At 43.1% G+C, this 19278-nt stretch carries 19 protein-coding genes and 1 pseudogene; 9 read left to right on the top strand and 11 right to left on the bottom strand.

The window, feature by feature from the left end; genetic code table 11:
- Positions 1–20: 20 nt before the first annotated feature.
- The 3 genes from K7G75_RS07550 to K7G75_RS07540 form a co-directional block, all read right to left on the bottom strand.
- On the bottom strand, positions 21–1028 hold the full coding sequence (locus tag K7G75_RS07550; protein WP_222983639.1) for a 3-oxoacyl-ACP synthase III family protein: 1008 nt from the start codon (positions 1026–1028) through the stop codon (positions 21–23).
- Positions 1029–1126: 98 nt separating this feature from the next.
- A complete protein-coding gene (locus K7G75_RS07545; RefSeq protein WP_222983638.1) occupies positions 1127–2437 on the bottom strand; it encodes an ABC1 kinase family protein in 1311 nt (436 codons plus the stop codon).
- A 6-nt stretch (positions 2438–2443) separates the two neighbouring features.
- Positions 2444–3100 carry a TetR family transcriptional regulator C-terminal domain-containing protein gene (locus K7G75_RS07540; protein WP_222983637.1) on the bottom strand — a complete coding sequence of 219 codons (657 nt, stop codon included), beginning with the start codon at positions 3098–3100 and terminating at the stop codon, positions 2444–2446.
- 343 nt (positions 3101–3443) lie between these two features.
- Here K7G75_RS07540 and htpG point away from each other — a divergent pair, with 343 nt between their 5' ends.
- From htpG to K7G75_RS07525, 3 genes are all read left to right on the top strand, one after another.
- On the top strand, positions 3444–5330 hold the full coding sequence (htpG, locus tag K7G75_RS07535; RefSeq protein ID WP_222983636.1) for a molecular chaperone HtpG: 1887 nt from the start codon (positions 3444–3446) through the stop codon (positions 5328–5330).
- Positions 5331–5388: 58 nt separating this feature from the next.
- Positions 5389–5745: a DoxX family protein gene (locus K7G75_RS07530; protein WP_222983714.1), complete on the top strand. Its 357-nt coding sequence runs from the start codon at positions 5389–5391 to the stop codon at positions 5743–5745.
- 70 nt (positions 5746–5815) lie between these two features.
- Positions 5816–6448: an MOSC domain-containing protein gene (locus K7G75_RS07525; protein ID WP_222983635.1), complete on the top strand. Its 633-nt coding sequence runs from the start codon at positions 5816–5818 to the stop codon at positions 6446–6448.
- 44 nt (positions 6449–6492) lie between these two features.
- Here K7G75_RS07525 and K7G75_RS07520 read toward each other — a convergent pair whose 3' ends face one another.
- A complete protein-coding gene (locus tag K7G75_RS07520) occupies positions 6493–6846 on the bottom strand; it encodes a hypothetical protein (protein WP_222983634.1) in 354 nt (117 codons plus the stop codon).
- A gap of 210 nt (positions 6847–7056) precedes the next feature.
- On the opposite strand from K7G75_RS07520, the gene K7G75_RS07515 reads away from it, so the two are divergent.
- From K7G75_RS07515 to K7G75_RS07505, 3 genes and pseudogenes are all read left to right on the top strand, one after another.
- Positions 7057–7926: an AraC family transcriptional regulator gene (locus K7G75_RS07515; RefSeq protein WP_222983633.1), complete on the top strand. Its 870-nt coding sequence runs from the start codon at positions 7057–7059 to the stop codon at positions 7924–7926.
- Entirely contained in the window at positions 7926–8525 is a 600-nt protein-coding gene (locus tag K7G75_RS07510; protein WP_222983632.1) for an alpha-ketoglutarate-dependent dioxygenase AlkB family protein, read from the top strand. Before K7G75_RS07515 ends, K7G75_RS07510 begins: the two co-directional genes overlap by 1 nt.
- A 17-nt stretch (positions 8526–8542) precedes the next feature.
- Positions 8543–8821: pseudogene (locus tag K7G75_RS07505) on the top strand (TIGR03643 family protein).
- Between the two features lie 2 nt (positions 8822–8823).
- Here the strand turns inward: K7G75_RS07505 and K7G75_RS07500 are convergent.
- Positions 8824–9591 (bottom strand): S1/P1 nuclease, encoded by a 768-nt coding sequence (locus K7G75_RS07500; RefSeq protein ID WP_222983631.1) that lies wholly within the window; start codon positions 9589–9591, stop codon positions 8824–8826.
- 160 nt (positions 9592–9751) lie between these two features.
- Between K7G75_RS07500 and K7G75_RS07495 the strand changes: the two genes are divergently transcribed.
- The 3 genes from K7G75_RS07495 (at position 9752) to K7G75_RS07485 (ending at position 14030) form a co-directional block, all read left to right on the top strand.
- Entirely contained in the window at positions 9752–11950 is a 2199-nt protein-coding gene (locus K7G75_RS07495) for a DUF5916 domain-containing protein (RefSeq protein ID WP_222983630.1), read from the top strand.
- Between the two features lie 74 nt (positions 11951–12024).
- Positions 12025–13287 carry a DUF819 family protein gene (locus K7G75_RS07490; RefSeq protein ID WP_222983629.1) on the top strand — a complete coding sequence of 421 codons (1263 nt, stop codon included), beginning with the start codon at positions 12025–12027 and terminating at the stop codon, positions 13285–13287.
- Between the two features lie 44 nt (positions 13288–13331).
- On the top strand, positions 13332–14030 hold the full coding sequence (locus K7G75_RS07485) for a DUF4369 domain-containing protein (protein ID WP_262420283.1): 699 nt from the start codon (positions 13332–13334) through the stop codon (positions 14028–14030).
- Here the strand turns inward: K7G75_RS07485 and K7G75_RS07480 are convergent.
- Genes K7G75_RS07480 through K7G75_RS07455 form a run of 6 tightly spaced genes read right to left on the bottom strand, consistent with a single transcriptional unit; the run spans position 14027 to position 19272 of the window.
- The gene (locus K7G75_RS07480) at positions 14027–14299 is read right to left on the bottom strand and encodes a hypothetical protein (RefSeq protein WP_222983627.1); all 273 of its coding nucleotides are present in this window, start codon (positions 14297–14299) and stop codon (positions 14027–14029) included. The two genes, K7G75_RS07485 and K7G75_RS07480, sit on opposite strands and share 4 nt — an antisense overlap.
- Positions 14300–14323: 24 nt before the next feature.
- Positions 14324–15292, bottom strand: coding sequence for a type I phosphomannose isomerase catalytic subunit (locus tag K7G75_RS07475; protein ID WP_222983713.1), 969 nt, complete (start codon positions 15290–15292; stop codon positions 14324–14326).
- A gap of 1 nt (position 15293) precedes the next feature.
- Entirely contained in the window at positions 15294–15701 is a 408-nt protein-coding gene (locus K7G75_RS07470) for a 6-pyruvoyl trahydropterin synthase family protein (protein WP_222983626.1), read from the bottom strand.
- A complete protein-coding gene (idi, locus tag K7G75_RS07465; RefSeq protein WP_222983625.1) occupies positions 15698–16231 on the bottom strand; it encodes an isopentenyl-diphosphate Delta-isomerase in 534 nt (177 codons plus the stop codon). The genes K7G75_RS07470 and idi overlap by 4 nt, the downstream gene beginning before the upstream one ends.
- A gap of 56 nt (positions 16232–16287) precedes the next feature.
- A complete protein-coding gene (locus K7G75_RS07460; RefSeq protein ID WP_222983624.1) occupies positions 16288–17232 on the bottom strand; it encodes a PorP/SprF family type IX secretion system membrane protein in 945 nt (314 codons plus the stop codon).
- Positions 17233–17250: 18 nt separating this feature from the next.
- Positions 17251–19272, bottom strand: a complete 2022-nt coding sequence (locus K7G75_RS07455) for an Ig-like domain-containing protein (RefSeq protein WP_222983623.1) — start codon at positions 19270–19272, stop codon at positions 17251–17253.
- Positions 19273–19278: the final 6 nt, after the last annotated feature.

The raw sequence follows: 19278 nt of genomic DNA, 5'->3' as shown, positions 1-19278 counted from the left end.
TTCCCGCTAGTATGGATGAACTACCATTTTATTATGGCACTGCCCCAGGTAAATCCACTTCCAAATGCGGCCAACACCACCAAATCGCCTTCTTTGACCTTTCCTGATTCCCATGCTTCGGTCAATGCAATGGGAATGGAAGCCGCCGTGGTATTGCCATACTGCATTATGTTGTTGAAAACCTGGTCATCGGATAGGCCGAACTTCTTTTGAACAAATTGCGAGATCCGAAGATTCGCTTGATGTGGAATCAACATATCAATATCCTGTGGACCCAATCCATTGGCCTTCAAACCTTCCATAATTACTTCGCTGAAGCGTACCACTGCATTTTTGAACACAAATTGCCCATTCATATATGGAAAGTATGAGGTGTCCTCAGGGTCGTTTTCATCCAAAATATCCGTTACCCACCGTTTTCCCATTCCAGGGGCTATCAGCGAAAGTTCTTCAGCATGCTGTCCCTCAGAATGTAGGTGCGTGGAAAGGATGCCTTTGGAAGTGTCTTCTTCCCTACTGACCACAGCGGCGCCGGCACCATCACCAAAAATTACGGAAACTCCCCTTCCCCTAGTGGTCATGTCCAAACCGTGGGAATGCAGCTCGGAACCTATCACCAGGACATTTTTGTACATCCCGCTCTTTACGTACTGGTCCGCTACGGAAATGCCATACACAAAACCCGAACATTGATTTCGGATATCCAGTGCGCCCACGGTTTTGATATCCAAATCGCGCTGGACCAACACCCCCGGCCCTGGAAAATAGTAATCCGGACTCAATGTGGCAAAAACAATAAAATCAATCTCATCTTTGTCGATTCCTGCACGCTCGATGGCCTTTTTGGCCGCCTTCACCCCCATGGAGGTGGTGGTATCCTCACCCTTGATCACATGTCTACGTTCCTTGATCCCCGTTCGTTCCTGAATCCACTCGTCGGAAGTATCCATCATTTTGGACAAATCATCATTGGTGACCACATTTTCGGGTACAAAAAACCCGAGTCCCGATATTTTGGAGTTGTACATTGTTGTCGGTTTTAATTATGAATTAATCAAAAAAACAAGGGGCTAATTAGTGGAAAAGTAAAAAATATATTCAATGAACTGCCAATTTATGGGCAAAATTAATCGATATAGTTTTTGAAGTTGTTCACTTTTACCTTGGCCTTTAGGTCGTGAAGGAGGTTATAAAGACCAAAAAATGTACGGTTGATATATAGGAAGTGCTTTGACCCGCGATTCCCGTTCATCTTTCTTATTTGCCCATCCTTGGAATAACGCTCACTCAAATCGGCGATGCGTGCCCAGAAATCATCAGAACCAAAATCAAACTCCTCTTGATTGAAAGGAGCGGTAAAAATCTGGAGCATTTCCTTAAAAAGTGCTTTGAAAAATGTTATCTCTTCCAAAGAATCCGTTGGGGTCAAAATTTCCAATTGGTACAATTTTTCCATAAACACCAAATCGTTGTTGATGTTTTCCTCCTTGGCCAATTCAAAGTATGGAACATAGAACTCCTTCGGAATTTCCTTGATGCATCCAAAATCAATGGCTATCAACGTACTCCTTTCGCTCACCAAAAAATTACCCGGATGCGGGTCGGCATGCACTTTTCTAAGATGGTGTATCTGGAACATATAAAAATCCCAAAGTGCCTGTCCGAGCATATTCCCAACCTCAGGTTTAAAATCAGTTTTGGTAAAATCGCCCAAGTGTTGCCCTTTCATCCAGTCCATGGTCAAAATACGTTCGCTGGACAGTCCGGGATAGTAATCGGGAAATTGCATGTTGGGTATCACGGAGCAAGCTTCGGTGATGTTCTTGCTCTGCTCCAGTTCCAGTATATAATTGGTCTCCTCAACAAGTTTATGTTCAACTTCCTTGAAATATTTATCTGAATCCTTACTGTTAAGATTGAACATTTTCATCGCAATGGGCCTCACCAGGGCCAAATCGCTGCTAATGCTCTCCGCGACCCCCGGATACTGTATTTTGACGGCCAATTGTTTTCCATTTTTTGTTGCCTTGTGCACTTGCCCAATACTGGCAGCATTTATGGAATCTTTGTCAAAACTGTCAAAAATATCCTCCGGATACTGTCCCAAATATTTCTTGAAGGTTTTCCGGACCAGCGGGGCCGACAATGGAGGAACGGAGAACTGGGAGAGCGAAAATTTGTCCACATAGGCTCTGGGCAGTAGGTTTTTTTCCATACTGAGCATCTGGGCCACCTTTAGGGCACTACCCTTGAGGGTTTTAAGGCCATCATAAATATCCTCGGCATTGTCTTGGTCCAATTCTTCCTTGGAAATATCGGGATTGACCAACTTTTTGCCGTAATATTTTACATAGTTTCCCCCAATCTTCACCCCTGTTCTCACCAATTTTCCTGCCCGTTCCAGCTTTCCGGTGGGTATACTGTCCAATGTCTTCATAAATGGCTATGCAAAACTTTCTTTGTAAAGGAACTTCCCGAAATCCAGGAGTTTTTCCAAAGGGGCGTTCTCAAATACCTGGAAAATGGTGGTCACGGATTTTTCTATGGCGATGTCTGTTTTTTCAAAACCGGGCGAACTGTCCTTCATCCAAAATTTAAGTAGAAACATCAGTTGCAGCCAGGCACCTTCGGAAAACAGCTTTTCATTGTGCTGCAACAGCTTAAGCTGTTTCTCTTGATTGCCTTCTTGGATAAGCTCTGAAGCAAAGGATTTGACCTTTTTTCGCAACCCCTTCAATTGATTGATTTTATCCATCATGCCCTGCTTACCCTCCAAAACAAAGAGCACATAACTTCTGTTCAAGTTCAGGTTTTCAAAGAATGTGAAGAAAAACGAAAGCATCTTCTCCTCATTCGTCATTGAAGTGTAATCCTTATTCTTTTTGACTAGCGAAAGGCTATTATCAAAGAATTTTTCCCATATAGTTTGTTGTAAAGCTTCAAAAGAACCAAAGTTATTGTAGAAATCCTCTTCCTTGAAGTTTCCCTCCTTGCAGAATTTGAAAATTGACTTTGGTTCCGTTTCGTTTTCAAGAACATGTTCCATGTAAAATTCAATGATGTCATTTTGCATTTTGTCACGATTGGTAGTTTTTGCCATTACATAATTTGTTTAAACAAAAATACTCTTAATTAAACAATATTTATGTGTATAAAATCATAAAATATCAATAAAAAGAAAACGCACTTTCTGGCAAAAGTGCGTTTTCGACAACCTAACCAATAAATAAACAAATTTGTTATAGAACAAAACTATTTCATAGCAACTTCTCCATAACAATACAAATATAAACTTTTTGTCTAATACAAATACAAAATATATAAACAAAATTATGTTAAAAATTTAATTCTTCTGTATTGCACGCATTTAATGTCAGTTTGTCATATTCACGACGTATGGTATTTTTTTTGCCACATCAATGGAGAAATGAAAAACTATAATCATGGCTACAGGTAAAATCAATGTTTCGGTAGAAAACATTTTTCCCTTAATCAAGAAATTTTTATACAGCGATCACGAGATTTTTCTGAGAGAGTTGATCTCCAACGCTACGGACGCAACCCTAAAACTAAAACACCTGACTTCCATCGGTGAGGCGAAGGTGGAGTATGGCAATCCCATTATAGAGGTGAAAGTGGACAAGGAAAAGAAAAAAATCCACATAATGGACCAAGGCATTGGGATGACGGAAGAGGAAGTGAAGAAGTATATCAACGAGGTTGCCTTTTCCGGGGCCGAGGAATTCTTGGATAAATATAAGGATGCGGGCAAGGATGCCGGTATTATCGGTCACTTTGGGCTTGGTTTCTACTCGGCCTTTATGGTGGCTAGCAAGGTAGAGATCATCTCCAAAAGCTTTACCGACGCTCCAGCGGTGCATTGGACCTGTGACGGTTCACCGAAATTCACCATCAAGGAAGCAAAGAAAAAGGAAAGGGGTACGGAAATTATCTTGCATATCGCAGAGGACTCCACCGAGTTTTTGGAAGATTTCAGGATTCGTGAACTCCTGAAAAAATACAACAAGTTCATGCCTATTCCCATCAAATTTGGGACGAGGACCGAGACCCTGCCCAAACCTGAAGGGGCCAAGGAAGATGAGCCTGCACCAACAAAGGAGGTCGATGACATCATCAACAACCCCAATCCTGCCTGGACCAAACAACCTACAGACCTTAAAGATGAAGATTATAAGAGTTTTTACAGGGAACTATACCCCATGCAGTTTGAGGAGCCCTTGTTCCACATTCATCTGAACGTGGATTATCCATTCAACCTCACCGGGATTCTCTATTTTCCAAAACTGACCAATGACCTCAACATTCAAAAGGATAGGATCCAATTGTATCAAAACCAGGTATTTGTAACGGACAATGTGGAAGGAATTGTTCCCGAATTTTTGACCATGCTCCGCGGGGTCATCGATTCGCCGGACATTCCATTGAACGTCTCCAGGTCGTATCTGCAGGCAGATGGGGCCGTGAAGAAGATTTCTTCCTACATCACCAGAAAAGTGGCGGACAAACTGAGCTCGCTCTTCAAAAGCAACAGGGAAGATTTTGAGAAGAAATGGAACGACATCAAGGTCGTAATTGAATATGGTATGCTTTCCGAAGAAAAATTCTTTGAGAAAGCAGACAAATTTGCCCTTTATCCCACTGTGGATGGCTCCTACTTCACTTTTGAGGAACTGGAAGCCAAAATAAAGGACAATCAAACGGACAAGGATGGCAAGTTGGTGGTGCTATATGCTTCGGACAAGGAAGCACAGCACAGTTATATAGAAGCTACGAAGGCCAAAGGATACGAGGTATTGTTGATGGATTCCCCCATCGTGGCCCATTTGATGCAAAAGTTGGAGACTTCCAAGGAAAAACTCTCCTTCACCAGGGTTGATGCGGACCACATCGATAATCTCATCAAAAAAGAGGACACCACCATATCCAAATTATCGGATGAGGAAAAAGAGCAACTGAAATCAGAAATTGAGGCCGTTGTCCAGGATAAAGGATATACCATTCAACTGGAAGCAATGGATAGTTCGGCTTCCCCATTTATAATTACCGAACCCGAATTTATACGTCGTATGAAGGAAATGCAGCAAACTGGTGGAGGCGGTATGTTCGGTATGGGCAATATGCCGGACATGTTCAATTTGATCGTGAATACCAATCACGAACTCGTCGGTGAGATCTTGAACACTAAAACTGCCAAAAAACGCACCAGGCTCATAAATCAGTCCTTGGATTTGGCACGCTTGTCCAAAGGATTGCTAAAAGGTGAGGAACTGACCAAGTTCATTGCCCGCAGTTATGAGATGATAAAATAAACTGTTCCAAAATATGGGAAAGGCAGGCCAATTGGCCTGCCTTTCTTATTTTTATACCATGGAAACTCCTTGGCACCTTTACCTTATGGCAGGAATGTACATCGTGGCGGGATTGGCCCACTTTGTTTTTCCAAAGGCCTATATGCGCATCATGCCCCGATACCTTCCGGCGCATAAACTTCTTGTCTTCCTAAGTGGGATGGCAGAAATTTTGTTGGGAATAGGGTTGTGTTTTCCCTTTACTAAGAACATTAGCATTTATGGCATTATTTTAATGTTGTTGGTTTTTCTGATGGTGCACTTTTATATGTTTTCTGGGGAAAAGGCCTCAGCGGGTATTCCCAAATGGGTTTTAGTGCTTAGAATTCCGCTTCAATTTGGATTGATGTATTGGGCCTTTTGGTATTTGGATTGAAATTCGAAACATATGCCAGAAAATGGCTCAAAAATAAGGTTCATAATTCAACTCTTTCTATCTTACATCCATGAAAGTCATTTCGGCCAATCTGGCAAAACCCACAAAAATTATGTGGAACGGTGAGGAACAATACACCGGTATTTACAAATACCCCGTGGATACTGCCATACATTTGAAACTGGAGGCAGTTGCCCATGACACCATCGCCGACCGCAGGGTACATGGGGGCATTTTCAAGGCATGTTATCTTTTTGCTTCGGAACACTACCCCTATTGGAAGGAAAAATATCCGAATCTGGATTGGAATTGGGGCATGTTTGGGGAAAACTTGACCATTACCGGGCTGGATGAATCCCAAATTCGGATTGGGAACATTTATAAATTGGGCGATGCATTGGTACAGATCACGCAACCAAGGGAACCCTGCTATAAGCTTGGGATACGTTTTGGGGACCAAAAAATATTGAGAGAATTTATCGACCATGGGTTTCCTGGGACCTATGTTAAAGTTTTAAAGGAAGGCGAGGTCTCTGCCGGTGATAGTATGGAACTGGTTGAGGAATCAGAAAATCCTTTGACCATACAACGGTTCTATCGGTTACTTTTTGATAAGAAAAAAGACCCCGAGGTTTTGAAACTTGCCATAAAAAACGAATCCATTCCGGTTGGAAAAAGGGAAAAACTCAGAAAGTATCAATAAAAAAGGGGCCAAATGGCCCCCTGGAATCAAAATTAACTAAACAACTACTTTACCAATACGGTTTCTGAATAGGTGCCCGATTTGTCGGAAACGACAACTTTATACTTGTCCTCGTAGGCTTTTTCAAAATTGAAAGCCTTTTCCACTACCAGTTTTCCTTCAACAGATTCAATAAATATAAGTCTGTTCTCACTATCGTATACCTTTAGGGTCACCTTCTCTTGTGAAAGATTCAAGAGGTTCATCAACAAGGTGTTGCCTTTCTTTACAAACACGGGATCCAATTCCACCTTGATCAACCTTTTTTCCACCTCGCTTTTGGCGGGTCCGTTGGCAATTCCCAATGCAGTCATCATTAGGAAAGCTGCTACTGTAATGTGTTTCAAAACTGATTTCATAACTTTTCGTTTTTTAAGATTACACTACAAATGTAGCACCGCAACGCCTCGTAGGACACTACCATTTTTTCCAGTTTATATGGAATTTTAACCTGTTGTTCTTGTTAAGAAGGTGTTAAGGTTAATATACCATATTTTTTTGTTAATTTTGCACAGATTGGACGGCCACGGCCTGCCTAACTTTGTGTAATAGAGTTAATACGTACATTCATGACCCAAAAACCTGCTTTTGAATCAATTGCCCCCAATTTTGGTCATTCCTTTACCTATCAAAAATTCAATGAGCGTAATGGAAACAACAACATTGGCTGGCATTATCATCCTGAGTTGGAACTGGTCTACGTGAACGGAGGATCGGGCAAACGCCAAATAGGCAGCCATGTTTCCTATTTTAGGGATGGTGACCTCATCCTCATCGGCTCCAATCTTCCCCACTGCGGGTTCACAGATAAGCTTACCGGAAATAAAAGTGAGACCCTCGTGCAAATGAAAGCCGACTTTTTGGGCAGTGATTTTTTCAACATTCCCGAAATGAAGAACATCCAGAAGTTGTTTGAGGTGGCCAAGGGAGGAATCGCCTTTTTTGGAAAGACCAAGACCAAAGTGGGAGAAAAAATGGAAGTTCTGGAATACCAGACCGATTTTCAACGCCTGCTATCCATTCTCAACATCCTTAACATTCTCGCTAATTCCAATGAAATGAAGGTGCTGAATGCCGAGGGCTTCTCGATGGAAACGGAAGTGAAAGACAACGACCGCATCAATATTGTGTTCAATCATGTAAAGGCCAATTTCAAGGAAGAAATCACCTTGGGTGAAATTGCCGATATGGTGAGCATGACCGTACCTTCGTTTTGCAGGTACTTTAAAAAAATAACGAACAAGACCTTTACCCAATTTGTGAACGAGTACCGCTTAGTTCATGCTTCCAAACTTCTGGCCGAGCAGCCCATTAGCATCACGCAGGTTTGTTATGACAGCGGTTTCAACAACTTTTCACATTTTAATAAATCCTTCAAGGCCTTTACGGGTCAAAATCCTTCGGAATATCGAAATCAACTAAAAGCCGTGTTGACTTAATGACGGACTTGGATTTGAAAAGGACGGTTCTTGACCTACCTGATTGTGATATTGTGTACTATCCCAATTTCTTTCAGGCGAAAAAGGCCCTTATCCTTTTTGAAAAATTGAGAAAAGAGGTTCCATGGCAACAGGACCACATAACCCTTTTCGGTAAAACACATCCACAACCTCGGTTAACGGCTCTTTTCGGAAATAACGGAAAAAGTTATTCCTACTCCAACATTACCATGAATCCACATGGGTTTACCCCAGATCTGCTCCATATAAAGACCGCCATTGAGAAAGAGACTCAGGCAAACTTTACCACATGTCTTTTGAATTTATATCGCGATGGCAGGGATAGCAACGGCTGGCACGCCGATGATGAAAAGGAATTGGGACAAAACCCAATTATCGCATCGGTAAGCCTTGGTGCCCCACGTTTCTTTCACTTACGGCATAAGCACGATAGGTCACTGAAATACAAGATGCGCCTAGAGCATGGAAGCCTTCTGGTGATGTCCGGAAAAACACAGCATTTTTGGCAACATCAGATACCAAAAACCTCAAAAAAAATTGGGGAACGCATAAATCTTACCTTTCGAGTAATTGTATAACATTATCCTTGAAAGCCATGACGCAGCAATTTTCAGAAAGGGAATTGGACCGTAGTATAGAAATGGCCTGGGAGGACAGGACTCCCTTTGAAGCCATAGCATATCAATTTGGGATTTCCGAACAAGAAGTGATAGGGTTGATGCGTGCAGAAATGAAGCTCCGTAGTTTTAAAATATAGCGAAAAAGGGTCAACGGCAGAAAAACCAAACATGAAAAGCTAAGAGGTAAGAAAATTGACCCTTTTAAATCTTCCCGGCCAAGAAATATCTCCAACAATAAGATTTCCAAGCGTTGACATCAACCAAAAAGGTCATTCAGTACCTTGGCCAATCTTAGGCCACCCTTTTGTAGTTGGGCAAATAGCAAGTCATTATATTGATATGTGTATTGATATCCTAACTTTTCCCCAACTTCTGCGGATTCATAAAGTTTCGCACAAATACGATGCGATTCATCCACCCAATCATATAGAGTTCCCTCTTGGATACTCTTCTTTTCCTTTCGGGAAACCCGATTGAGCTCGGCGGCCAGTTCCGTGTAGGTCATCCCGTAAGATTCAATCAAATTTTTGTCCCAAACCTGGTGCAGGTTTGTACCTTCCCCGAACCATTGTACTTGTATATCGTTGCCTCCCTTGTCCTCTGCCCTGCTGGTGTGCATGGGTTGGTGAAGGTCGCCAATCAAATGTATGAGCATCTTTAGGTAAAATATCCGGTCTTCCCTGCTTCTGTTCACATCCTTTATTATCTGCTTACATTGTTCAATGCCCATTACAATGTCCCCGTGTTCGCTTTTTTCAGCATCTTCATAGCGCATCCCCAAGGGATAGTTAACATAGTGCCAAGCGGAATATTTGGAAAAAGAATGATCGGCCTTTATCTCATCGGCATATGTGGAAACAAAAGCAAGACTATGTCCATCCAGCAAATCCTTGAGAGCCCTTTTGGCCTTCCCCGTTAAATGCTGCTCGGCAATGTCGCCCGTGACACGATGGCCGGTTTTTCCCCAGTAATTTGCATAGGACAGCAGGGGCAATAACAAAATGACCAAGATGGTTTTTTTCATGATTGATGATTTGCCCAAAAGTAGAAAACTGCAATTAAAAACAGGGAAGTTCACCTAAAGTTTTTGATGTATTGGCATTCAATTGTGGACCATATGCAACTTTTGGGATTTTTTTAACGGGCCTTAGCCTTAAATTTGAACGACTAATTCAAATGGACCAATGCTCATAGTACGATTTGTGCTCGTAACGGCACTACTTCCCCTTTTTTCCCTTGCCCAATCCACTCCCAAACAGTTTACGGTAAAATACATAGAGCAGCCCATTGTGGTTGATGGTATTTTGGACGAATCCGTCTGGGAAATTGCCGAGAGTGCCCACGATTTTCAACAGTATTTCCCATCCGATTCCATTTTGGCCCTCAAGCAGACCGATATCAAGATGCTTTATGATGCCACTACCCTCTATATCGGGATAAAGTTGGACACAGAAGGCAGTGACTACATCATACCCTCGCTGGAACGTGATTACAGGGCCGGGGGAAACGACAACATTAGCTTACTGTTCGACACCTTCAACGATGGCACCAATGCATTTCTCTTTGGTATGAATCCGTATGGCGTGAGGAGGGAGGCCCTTATTTCAAACGGGGGTATCGGCCTTAGTGGTTTCACCACCTCTTGGGATGTAAAATGGCAGGGGGAAGCCAAAATATATGATGGCTATTACGTCTGCGAAATGGCCATTCCCCTAACGTCCTTTAAATTTTCCGAAGGCACCACCAAATGGCGTTTTAATAGCTATCGATTTGATATGCAAACCAATGAGCAGACCACTTGGATGAAGATTCCCCAGAACCAGTTCATTTTTGGCCTTGCTTTTATGGGTGATATGATCTTTGAAAAACCACTGGGCAAATCAAGAACCCCTATGGCACTGATACCCTATATAAACGGTATTGTGGGAAAGGACTACGAGAACAACGAAGATCTTAGCAATTTCAGTTTTGGGGGCGATGCGAAGATATCGATTGGCAATGGAATGAACCTGGATGTGACCATCAATCCAGATTTTTCCAATGTGGAAGTGGACAATTTTTTTACCAACCTCACGCGTTTTGAGGTAACACTGCCTGAAAGACGTCAGTTTTTTATTGACAACAGTGACCTTTTTGGTTCCTTTGGAAACGAAAGGGACTCCAACCCCTTCTTTTCCCGAAGGATAGGTATCGCGGAAAATCTGGAGGACGAAACCATCGAAAATGGTATTGTGGGTGGTGTTAGGCTCAGCGGAAAGCTCAACGACGACTGGCGTCTTGGCTTGCTGAACATTCAGACCGAAGCAGATGAGGAAAACGAAATTCCTAGCAATAACAATACGGTCTTTGCGCTCCAAAAGAAAATGTTCTCAAGGTCCAACCTGAGTTTCATTTTTGTGAACCGACAAACCTTTGAAGATTATGATTTTGTTGAAGATACCGACCGCTACAATCGCGTAGTGGGTCTGGATTACAATTTGGCCTCCAAAGACAATAGTTGGACAGGGAAATTCTTCTACCACAGATCTTTTGCCAATCAAATTGGCAACAGGAACGATGCAGGAGGGGTCGACCTACAGTATAACTCCCGATATTTTAATTATGGGATCCGCGGAAACTTTGTGGGAAATGATTTCCGCTCAGACCTTGGCTTTGTTTTGAGAAATGATATCGTGGCGGCCAGACCTTTTGCCGAAATCAACTTTTGGCCGAGCAAGGGAAAGTTGAACTTTCATGGATTCCGGTTCAGTCCCAATGTCATTTGGCGGCCCACCTTGGATTATCAAAACACGGATTATTTCATTTTTACCGGCTGGAGTGCCCAGTTCAAGACGCAAGAAGAGCTTTCTGCAAGAATGTTCAATCAATTTGTTTTTTTAACAGACCCTTTCGACCCTACGGGAACAGATGGCGGTACGGAACTTCCAGAAGGCGAAGGTTATTATTTCACCAGTTTTGAGGTAGAGTTCCAAAGTGATCGCCGCAAAATATTCTCCTATTCCCTGGAACCGGGTTATGGAGATTTTTATAACGGTACACGTTTTGGTTTTGAGGGGGATGTGAGCCTGCGCTTGCAACCTAAGGTTTTTCTTTCCGTAGGATTGAATTACGATAGCATCAAACTCCCAGAACCCTTTGAAAGTGAGGATATTTTGCTCATAAGCCCACGGATCAACGTTACCTTCAGCAAATCCATTTTTTGGTCCACGTTGGTACAGTACAGTAACCAAAGGGACAATCTTGGTTTTAATTCCAGACTGCAATGGCGTTTTGCCCCCCTTTCGGACCTGTTCATTGTTTATAATGACAATTATTTTGTCAATACCTTTATGCCAAGAACCCGGTCCATAAACCTGAAACTTTCCTATTGGCTCAATATTTAGTTTGCATAGTGGCAACTTTTTAAATCCTGCCGAACCTATTTTCCTATATTTGGTTCCAAAGCCGATCTATACCTATGGACCAAATACCTTTTACTGACGACAAAATCATATTTGCACTGCTATGCCTTTGTTTGGGTTTTGTTTTCTACACCTCTTCATCGGAGACCAAGTTTTGGAAGAAATTCTATTCCGTGGTACCCACGGTGCTCATGTGCTATCTGCTGCCCGCTATTTTGGCCAGTGTGGGCATTGTTGATGAGTCTTCTTCCCAAACCTATTATATGGCCAGCAGGTATCTTTTACCGGCGGCCCTTATCCTCATGACCTTGAGCATTGACCTAAAAGCAATTGCCAATTTGGGTTCCAAGGCTTTGATCATGTTTCTTACCGGTACTTTTGGAATCATAATCGGTGGACCGATAGCCATCTTGATCGTTTCCATATTTTCTCCAGAAACCGTGGGCGGCAATGGTTTTGATGCGGTCTGGAGGGGTTTGGCGACCATAGCTGGAAGTTGGATCGGGGGCGGTGCCAATCAAGCCGCCATGCTGGAGGTCTTCCAATACAATCCGAAGGAATTTTCCAAAATGGTGCTTGTGGACATCGTCATAGCTAACGTATGGATGGCCGTACTGCTGTTCGGCATCGGAAAATCCAAGAAAATCGATACTTGGCTAAAGGCGGATACCTCATCCATAGAAAACCTCAAACAGAAAGTATCCGCGTACACCGAAAAAATAGCCAGGGTCACTTCATTGAAGGATTTCATTATGATGCTCTCCTACGCATTTGTCGGTGTTGGCATTGCACATATTTTAGGGCACCATTTTGCCGGATTTCTAGAAAATAACTTTGAAGTGATCCGAAACAAGGAAAAGATACTCTCTTCCTTGGGCTCTGAATTTCTGTGGATGGTAGTTTTCGCAACGGCAATCGGTATAGGGCTTTCGTTTACCAAGGCCAAAAATTACGAAGGCGCGGGTGCCAGTAAAATTGGAGGTGTTTTCATTTACATTCTGGTTGCCACTATTGGCATGAAGATGGATTTAGGACGGGTTCTGGAAAATCCCGGTCTTATCCTAATTGGTTTAATTTGGATCTGTATCCACGCCGGCTTGTTGATCTTGGTCGCCAAACTGATCAAGGCTCCCTACTTTTTCTTGGCTGTTGGAAGTCAGGCCAATGTCGGCGGTGCTGCCTCGGCCCCTGTTGTCGCTGCCGAATTTCATCCGTCTTTGACCTCTGTTGGCATTTTGTTGGCAGTTTTTGGCTACGTGGTGGGCACGGCGGGCGCCTATATTTGTGCTTTATTGATGGAAGTCGCTTCCAAAGTTTAAATATTCCCCAAGATTGTGCATATTTGCCCTGCAAATTTTAAATGATGAAGCGGATTTTATTTGTAGTACTAGTGGGGGTGGCCATACTTTCCTGCGAAAAGAATACGGAGCAGACCATGACTGTTTCTGGGAATATCAAGGGATTGAAAAAAGGAACCCTGTTCCTGCAACAATTTAGGGATTCCTCCCTTGTCAATGTGGATTCTTTGGTCATCAAAGGAACCGGGCAGTTCAGTTTTTCGCATGAAATCGAGGAACCCGATGTATTCTATCTATATCTTGAAAAAGAGGACAACAACGATATCAACGATCGTATCATATTTTTTGGTGAGCCTGGTGAAATAATAATCAACACCACTTGGAACACCTTTGATAAAAATCCAGAAATATTTGGTTCAAGTGAACATGACAAGTTCGTGGAGTTCAATGAAATGTTGTCTAAATTCAACCTTAGGGATTTGGAGCTTGCCCAATTGACCCTGGCTTCGGAACTGCGGGAAGATTCTTTGGCCTTGGATTCCATCCAAAAGAAAATCGACCAAAACATCATTAACCGGTATCGCTACGTAATAAACTTTGGAATAAACAATGGGGATTCCTATGTAACGCCCTATGCAATAATGACCTCGGCGCTTGAGGCCAATCCAAATTATCTGGATTCCGTGTACAATTCTTTGGATCCCAATGTCGCCGCATCAAAATACGGCAAGGCCCTTAAAGCGTATCTGGAAGCACGGCCTTAGCCTGCCATCTTGTTGAACTGTTCCAAAAGGTTCGAAGTCTTTTGCTCCAGTTTTGTCCGGATTTCTTTGAAGTGTTCCTTGGCGTTTTTCACTTCTTTATTGTGGATCATCCCCATAAGGTCATCAAAAACAGCAATGGCCTCGTCAATGATCAATGATCCTTCTTTGGAATTCTTGTTCCCTGAACCGGCTTCCCAAATGTAAACGGCCTCAATAATGTCGCCAAGTGCAAAGTTGATGTCCTTTTTTAAATCTCGTATACTTGCCATCTCAGAATTTTTTCAAATGTACTATTAAATGGTCACTTCCAAAAGCTTGGCATTGGCAGTGACAATATCAATTGTTTTGCTTGATGCCGCCACCAAAACGGTTTCTCCCTTTTTGACCTTTACAGTCCCAAAATCGTTGGTTATTTCAGCGCTTCCATCCACGCACATGTAAATGGTAAAAGAATCCCTGTCCACGACATCTTGATGCAGGTTTCGGGTCAACTTCAGAAATTTGGTCCTGAAATACGGACAATCAACCATGGTGTTTACTTTGTCCTGCTCGCGTTCATATTCAACCTTAAAATCATCCTTCTTGGCATAATCAATGGCATCTAGGGCCAGTTCGGTGTGCAACTCCCGATAGTTGCCGTCCTTGTCCTTTCTATGGAAATCGAACACCCTATAGGTTATGTCCGAAGTTTGCTGTATCTCGGCCAATAACACCCCCGCACCAATGGCATGGATTTTTCCGGTATTAATGAAAAATGTATCGCCCTCCGCCACCGTTTCATAATGCAGCAGGTCGGTAAGGGTATTGTCCTCCAAGCTTTGAATATATTCCTTTTTATCCACGTCCCTATTGAAACCCACAATGAGCTTGGCCCCTGGATCCGCATCCATGATGTACCACATTTCAGTCTTTCCGAAGGAATTGTGTCTTTTTTTGGCCAATGCGTCATTGGGATGCAACTGAATTGAGAGGTCTTGTTTGGCATCAATGAACTTTATAAGGATGGGGAAATCATGGCCAAAGCGTTCAACAACACTTTGCCCGAGAAGTCTTTCGCCCTCGATGGCAATCAATTCTTGCAATGTTTTTCCTTCTAACGGTCCGTTGGAAACTTCGGAAATGTCGCCTTCCACTCCGGAAATCTCCCAACTTTCACCGGTTATTTCACTTACAATGGGTTTGCCCAATACTTTTTTGAGCTTCGTGCCCCCCCACAGGCGTTCCTTGAGGATGGGTTTAAACTTTATGGGATACAGGTCCATATTATCCTGAATAAGTGACATAATTTCGCGGGGTCTCGTACAGTGTTACCTCCAATTCCTTGGTATCTGCAATATGGGGCCTCAATTTGTTCCAAATGACCACTGCAATGTTCTCCGCCGTTGGGTTCAAATCTTTGAAATCGGGCACATCCAAATTAAGGTTTTTGTGATCCAGCGCATCTTCAACGTGCTCTTTTATCAAATCTTTCAACACCTTCAGATCCATCACAAATCCAGTCTCTTGATCTATTTCACCCGTGACGCTCACAATTAAATCGTAATTATGTCCATGAAATCTGGGATTGTTACATTTTCCAAATACATGGTCGTTCTTTTCATCGCTCCAATCCGGTCTATACAATCGGTGCGCCGCATTGAAGTTGGCCTTCCGGCTTACTTTGACCTTCATTTGCTATCGGATTTTAGGGTGAGGTGCTCATAGAATTTTTCAAAAATGATCTTGAACCATGCGGTGTACTGGTCAGGATTGTTCGAGATATCGGCCTTGATGTCCTCCAAGGCCATCCATTTCCAATCGGCTACCTCACTGGGATTGATATCTGGGACTCCGTTGTAAACACCCATCATCACATGGTCCAGTTCGTGTTCCGTAAGGCCATTGTCAAAAGGAGCTTTATAGATAAAGGAAAAAAGTTCCCGAAGTTCGGCCGTAAAGCCCATTTCCTCCTGTAACCTACGTTTGCCAGCGGTTATATTGTCCTCACCCTCCCTTTGGTGGCTGCAACAGGTATTGGTCCATAAAAGGGGGGAGTGATATTTTTCGCTAGCGCGTTGCTGTAGCATGGTCTCGCCTTTGTCGTTCATTATAAACACGGAAAAAGCGCGATGCAAAACGGCTTTTTCATGGGCTTCCATTTTGGGCATCAGTCCAATGGGCTCATCAGTCTCATTGACCAATATCACATTTTCTTCTTTCATGAAGTAAAAATATGATGTTTGCCCGAATTAATGGGAAAGGAGGTTTCTAAATTGCCTTAAAAGAACCGGGGAGACTTTAAATTACCAACATTTCTAATGAAATCGTACCTAAAGATGACCTCAAAAGAGCCATCGTTGAAGGTTGCAGCACCCAACTCGGTAATCTCACGATCATAGGCAAGCCCTATAAACATGGAATCTGAGATATGAAAACCAAACAGACCACTGAAAGCGGCGTCCCAGCGATAGGCAAGTCCCCCAACGAATTTTTCGTTGAGCATGAAGTTTGCGGACAGATCCACTTGTAAGGGAGCCCCTTGGACCATTTTGGTCAATAAGGTGGGCTTGAACTTTAAGAATGGATTCAAATCCCAGACGTAGCCCGTAATTGCATAAAAGTTGATTTGCTCCTTTGCGGTGGATATTGAGGATTCATCAAAATGGGTGGTTTCCAAGATCCGTGGTGCTGAAAGTCCGGCATAGAAGCGCTCTGTATGGTAATAAACCCCTGCGCCAATATTGGGTGAGAATTTGTTTTGAATATCCTGCTGTGCTTGCAGTTGTGGGTCTATATTGAATTCATCCAATTCGGAATAACGGATATCCAGCATATGGGCACTGGCCTTTAGGCCAAAACTCAGTTTTCCTTCAAAAGAGGTCTGGATCGTATATGAAAAGTCCACATCAAAATAGGTCTCCGAGGTGGGTCCAATCTTGTCATTGACGATGGAAATACCCAAACCTACACCACGGTATCCCATTGGGGTGTGCAAGTTGAGCGTTTGGGTTTCGGGTGCTCCATCCAACCCCAACCATTGGTTACGATATAGGGCGGCAATGCTCAAGTGTCCCCTGGAACCAGCGTAGGCCGGATTGACGCTTACCGTATTGTACATATATTGTGTGTACTGGGCATCTTGCTGACCAAACAGAGTAGTGCCCCAGAACAGGACAAATACAAAAACAAGGGGTTGATATTTCTTTTTAACTAGGTTGTTCATTACAGCAGTGCCGATTCTTTATCTATTAATGTATAGGTAGCCCGAAAGTTGTTTCATGTTTCCGTTTAGGTCTTCGTAGTCTATGATATAGAAATACGTGCCAACGGGCAGTTTGTTGTCCTTGTCCACAGTAACCCTTCCTTCGGAGGTGCCGTCAAACACATTGCCGTTAGTGTTGTATGCCTTGGTCACATAGACCATTACACCCCATCGGTTATAAATTTTAACCGTGTTGTTCGGGTAATTCTCCAGGCCATTGATGGTCAGTACATCGTGCACCCCATCTCCGTTTGGTGTTATCACATTAATGACATCCACAGGATCCACCTGCGATTCACCCAGATCGGAATCTAAATAATTGGGCCTGCCATCTCCATCCGAATCGTCGTTGGCGTAATTGCCATCTAGATCAAGGTCTTCATCAATTGTCTCAATGCCATCGTCATCATCATCGGAATCCCTGAAATCAGGAATACCATCTGAATCGGTATCCAACAAATCTGTAGCAGGATTGTCCAACTCGTCGTTTACATCCAGGTCAATTACCGTTGAACCTTCAAAAGCATCATCCAAACCATCATTGTCCTTGTCGGAACCAATGAATACCACATCTGGAATTCCGTCTTGGTCAAAATCATTTCCTTCGATGGCATCAGGTACGTTATCATCGTCACTGTCTTCATCCACGTAATCAGGTATTCCGTCACCATCTGTATCCAAAGGAATCAACCCAACATTACCCCCATTTTCATAGGCATCATCCAAACCGTTGTCATTGGCATCTACGCCACTTGGTGGAATATAGGACAGCGCATCTTGCGCCTCAATATTGTCTGGAAGCCCATCATTGTCACTATCTATGTCCAAATAATCCGGGATTCCATCGCCATCCGTATCGGTTGGGTTTGTATCCGGGTCATCGTCACCATCGGAATTCAAATCCTCAAAGGCATCAACAATACCATCGTTGTCCGTATCAAGATTTACCCCAGGTGGATTTACCAAAATGGTTATGGTCGCTGTGTCACAGTTTCCGTTGGAATCACAAACCGTATAGTCAAACATATCCGTGCCCAAGAAACCAGGATTCGGTATGTAGGTGATATCGTCATCGGAAGGATTGTTCGGAGTACCATTTTCATTTAATACAACCGTACCATTTGAGGGGCTAGTGGTGGTTATGGTACCCGAGAAAGGAATGTCATTGTCATTTCCTCTCCAAGCCACAATCACTTGAATGTTTTCTTCGGTCGAAGCCGAATCATCAAATGTGTCGACAATTGGCAGTACATCCACCGTAACTGTAGCAGTACTACAAGCGCCGAAGGTGTCGCATACCGTATAATCAAAGGTGTCCGCTCCATTGAAATCCGGATCAGGTATATAGGTCACAATATCGTCGGATGGGTCATTTGGGGTTCCATTACCATTAATGGACACAGAACCATTTGCTGGGTCGGTGGTGATCAATGTACCATCCGTGGGTAAATTGGAATCGTTGACGAATACGGGAACCACAACAGATTCATCTTCGTTAACTGTGATAAGATCGTCAACCAAATTGCCTGCCATGCCCATACAAACTACGGTAAAACGAGGAAGGTCACTGCTGTTACCAGCTTTTGTGATAGTTGCCGTATAGCGCTCCACCGTGGTAGTACTTGTTACCATAGGCCGGGTTTGATCTCCACTTACCGCAGGATTCCAACTAACAGTTGCCCCTGACGGAATACTGGCAGAAATATCCAAAGTGACCTGATTATTTGGAGCGGTACAATCTGTTAAAATAAAATATCCTGTTGCATTGGACCCACATAATGTGCCATCGTAAGTCGCAAAATAAACACCGGGTTGGGTGGCCTCATAAAATGAATTTGTTCCAAGCACAGTTCCCAAATCAGTTGCCTCATACCATTGATAGTTGGTTTCGTCCCCGCTATTGGGAGCTTGAAGCAGGAATTGGGCGCTGGTCAAGTTCAATCCAAAAAAGAAGATTGCCAGTCCGAAAAATAAAGACTTATATGAGATGGTTGATTTCAATTCTTT

This window comes from Flagellimonas meishanensis (assembly GCF_019880545.1).
Lineage (GTDB): Bacteria > Bacteroidota > Bacteroidia > Flavobacteriales > Flavobacteriaceae > Flagellimonas > Flagellimonas meishanensis.
Note: the sequence above shows the minus strand (reverse complement) of the source record. Positions and strands in the feature narration are given on the sequence as shown.

Coding starts and splice junctions, on each gene's coding strand:
- K7G75_RS07515 (WP_222983633.1), top strand. CDS start 7,057: ATGACCCAAAAACCTGCTTTTGAATCAATTGCCCCCAATTTTGGTCAT.
- K7G75_RS07460 (WP_222983624.1), bottom strand. CDS start 17,232: ATGAACAACCTAGTTAAAAAGAAATATCAACCCCTTGTTTTTGTATTT.
- K7G75_RS07480 (WP_222983627.1), bottom strand. CDS start 14,299: ATGGCAAGTATACGAGATTTAAAAAAGGACATCAACTTTGCACTTGGC.
- K7G75_RS07490 (WP_222983629.1), top strand. CDS start 12,025: ATGGACCAAATACCTTTTACTGACGACAAAATCATATTTGCACTGCTA.
- K7G75_RS07470 (WP_222983626.1), bottom strand. CDS start 15,701: ATGAAGGTCAAAGTAAGCCGGAAGGCCAACTTCAATGCGGCGCACCGA.
- K7G75_RS07495 (WP_222983630.1), top strand. CDS start 9,752: ATGCTCATAGTACGATTTGTGCTCGTAACGGCACTACTTCCCCTTTTT.
- K7G75_RS07520 (WP_222983634.1), bottom strand. CDS start 6,846: ATGAAATCAGTTTTGAAACACATTACAGTAGCAGCTTTCCTAATGATG.
- K7G75_RS07510 (WP_222983632.1), top strand. CDS start 7,926: ATGACGGACTTGGATTTGAAAAGGACGGTTCTTGACCTACCTGATTGT.
- K7G75_RS07475 (WP_222983713.1), bottom strand. CDS start 15,292: ATGGACCTGTATCCCATAAAGTTTAAACCCATCCTCAAGGAACGCCTG.
- htpG (WP_222983636.1), top strand. CDS start 3,444: ATGGCTACAGGTAAAATCAATGTTTCGGTAGAAAACATTTTTCCCTTA.
- K7G75_RS07530 (WP_222983714.1), top strand. CDS start 5,389: ATGGAAACTCCTTGGCACCTTTACCTTATGGCAGGAATGTACATCGTG.
- K7G75_RS07540 (WP_222983637.1), bottom strand. CDS start 3,100: ATGGCAAAAACTACCAATCGTGACAAAATGCAAAATGACATCATTGAA.
- idi (WP_222983625.1), bottom strand. CDS start 16,231: ATGAAAGAAGAAAATGTGATATTGGTCAATGAGACTGATGAGCCCATT.
- K7G75_RS07545 (WP_222983638.1), bottom strand. CDS start 2,437: ATGAAGACATTGGACAGTATACCCACCGGAAAGCTGGAACGGGCAGGA.
- K7G75_RS07550 (WP_222983639.1), bottom strand. CDS start 1,028: ATGTACAACTCCAAAATATCGGGACTCGGGTTTTTTGTACCCGAAAAT.
- K7G75_RS07500 (WP_222983631.1), bottom strand. CDS start 9,591: ATGAAAAAAACCATCTTGGTCATTTTGTTATTGCCCCTGCTGTCCTAT.
- K7G75_RS07485 (WP_262420283.1), top strand. CDS start 13,332: ATGAAGCGGATTTTATTTGTAGTACTAGTGGGGGTGGCCATACTTTCC.
- K7G75_RS07525 (WP_222983635.1), top strand. CDS start 5,816: ATGAAAGTCATTTCGGCCAATCTGGCAAAACCCACAAAAATTATGTGG.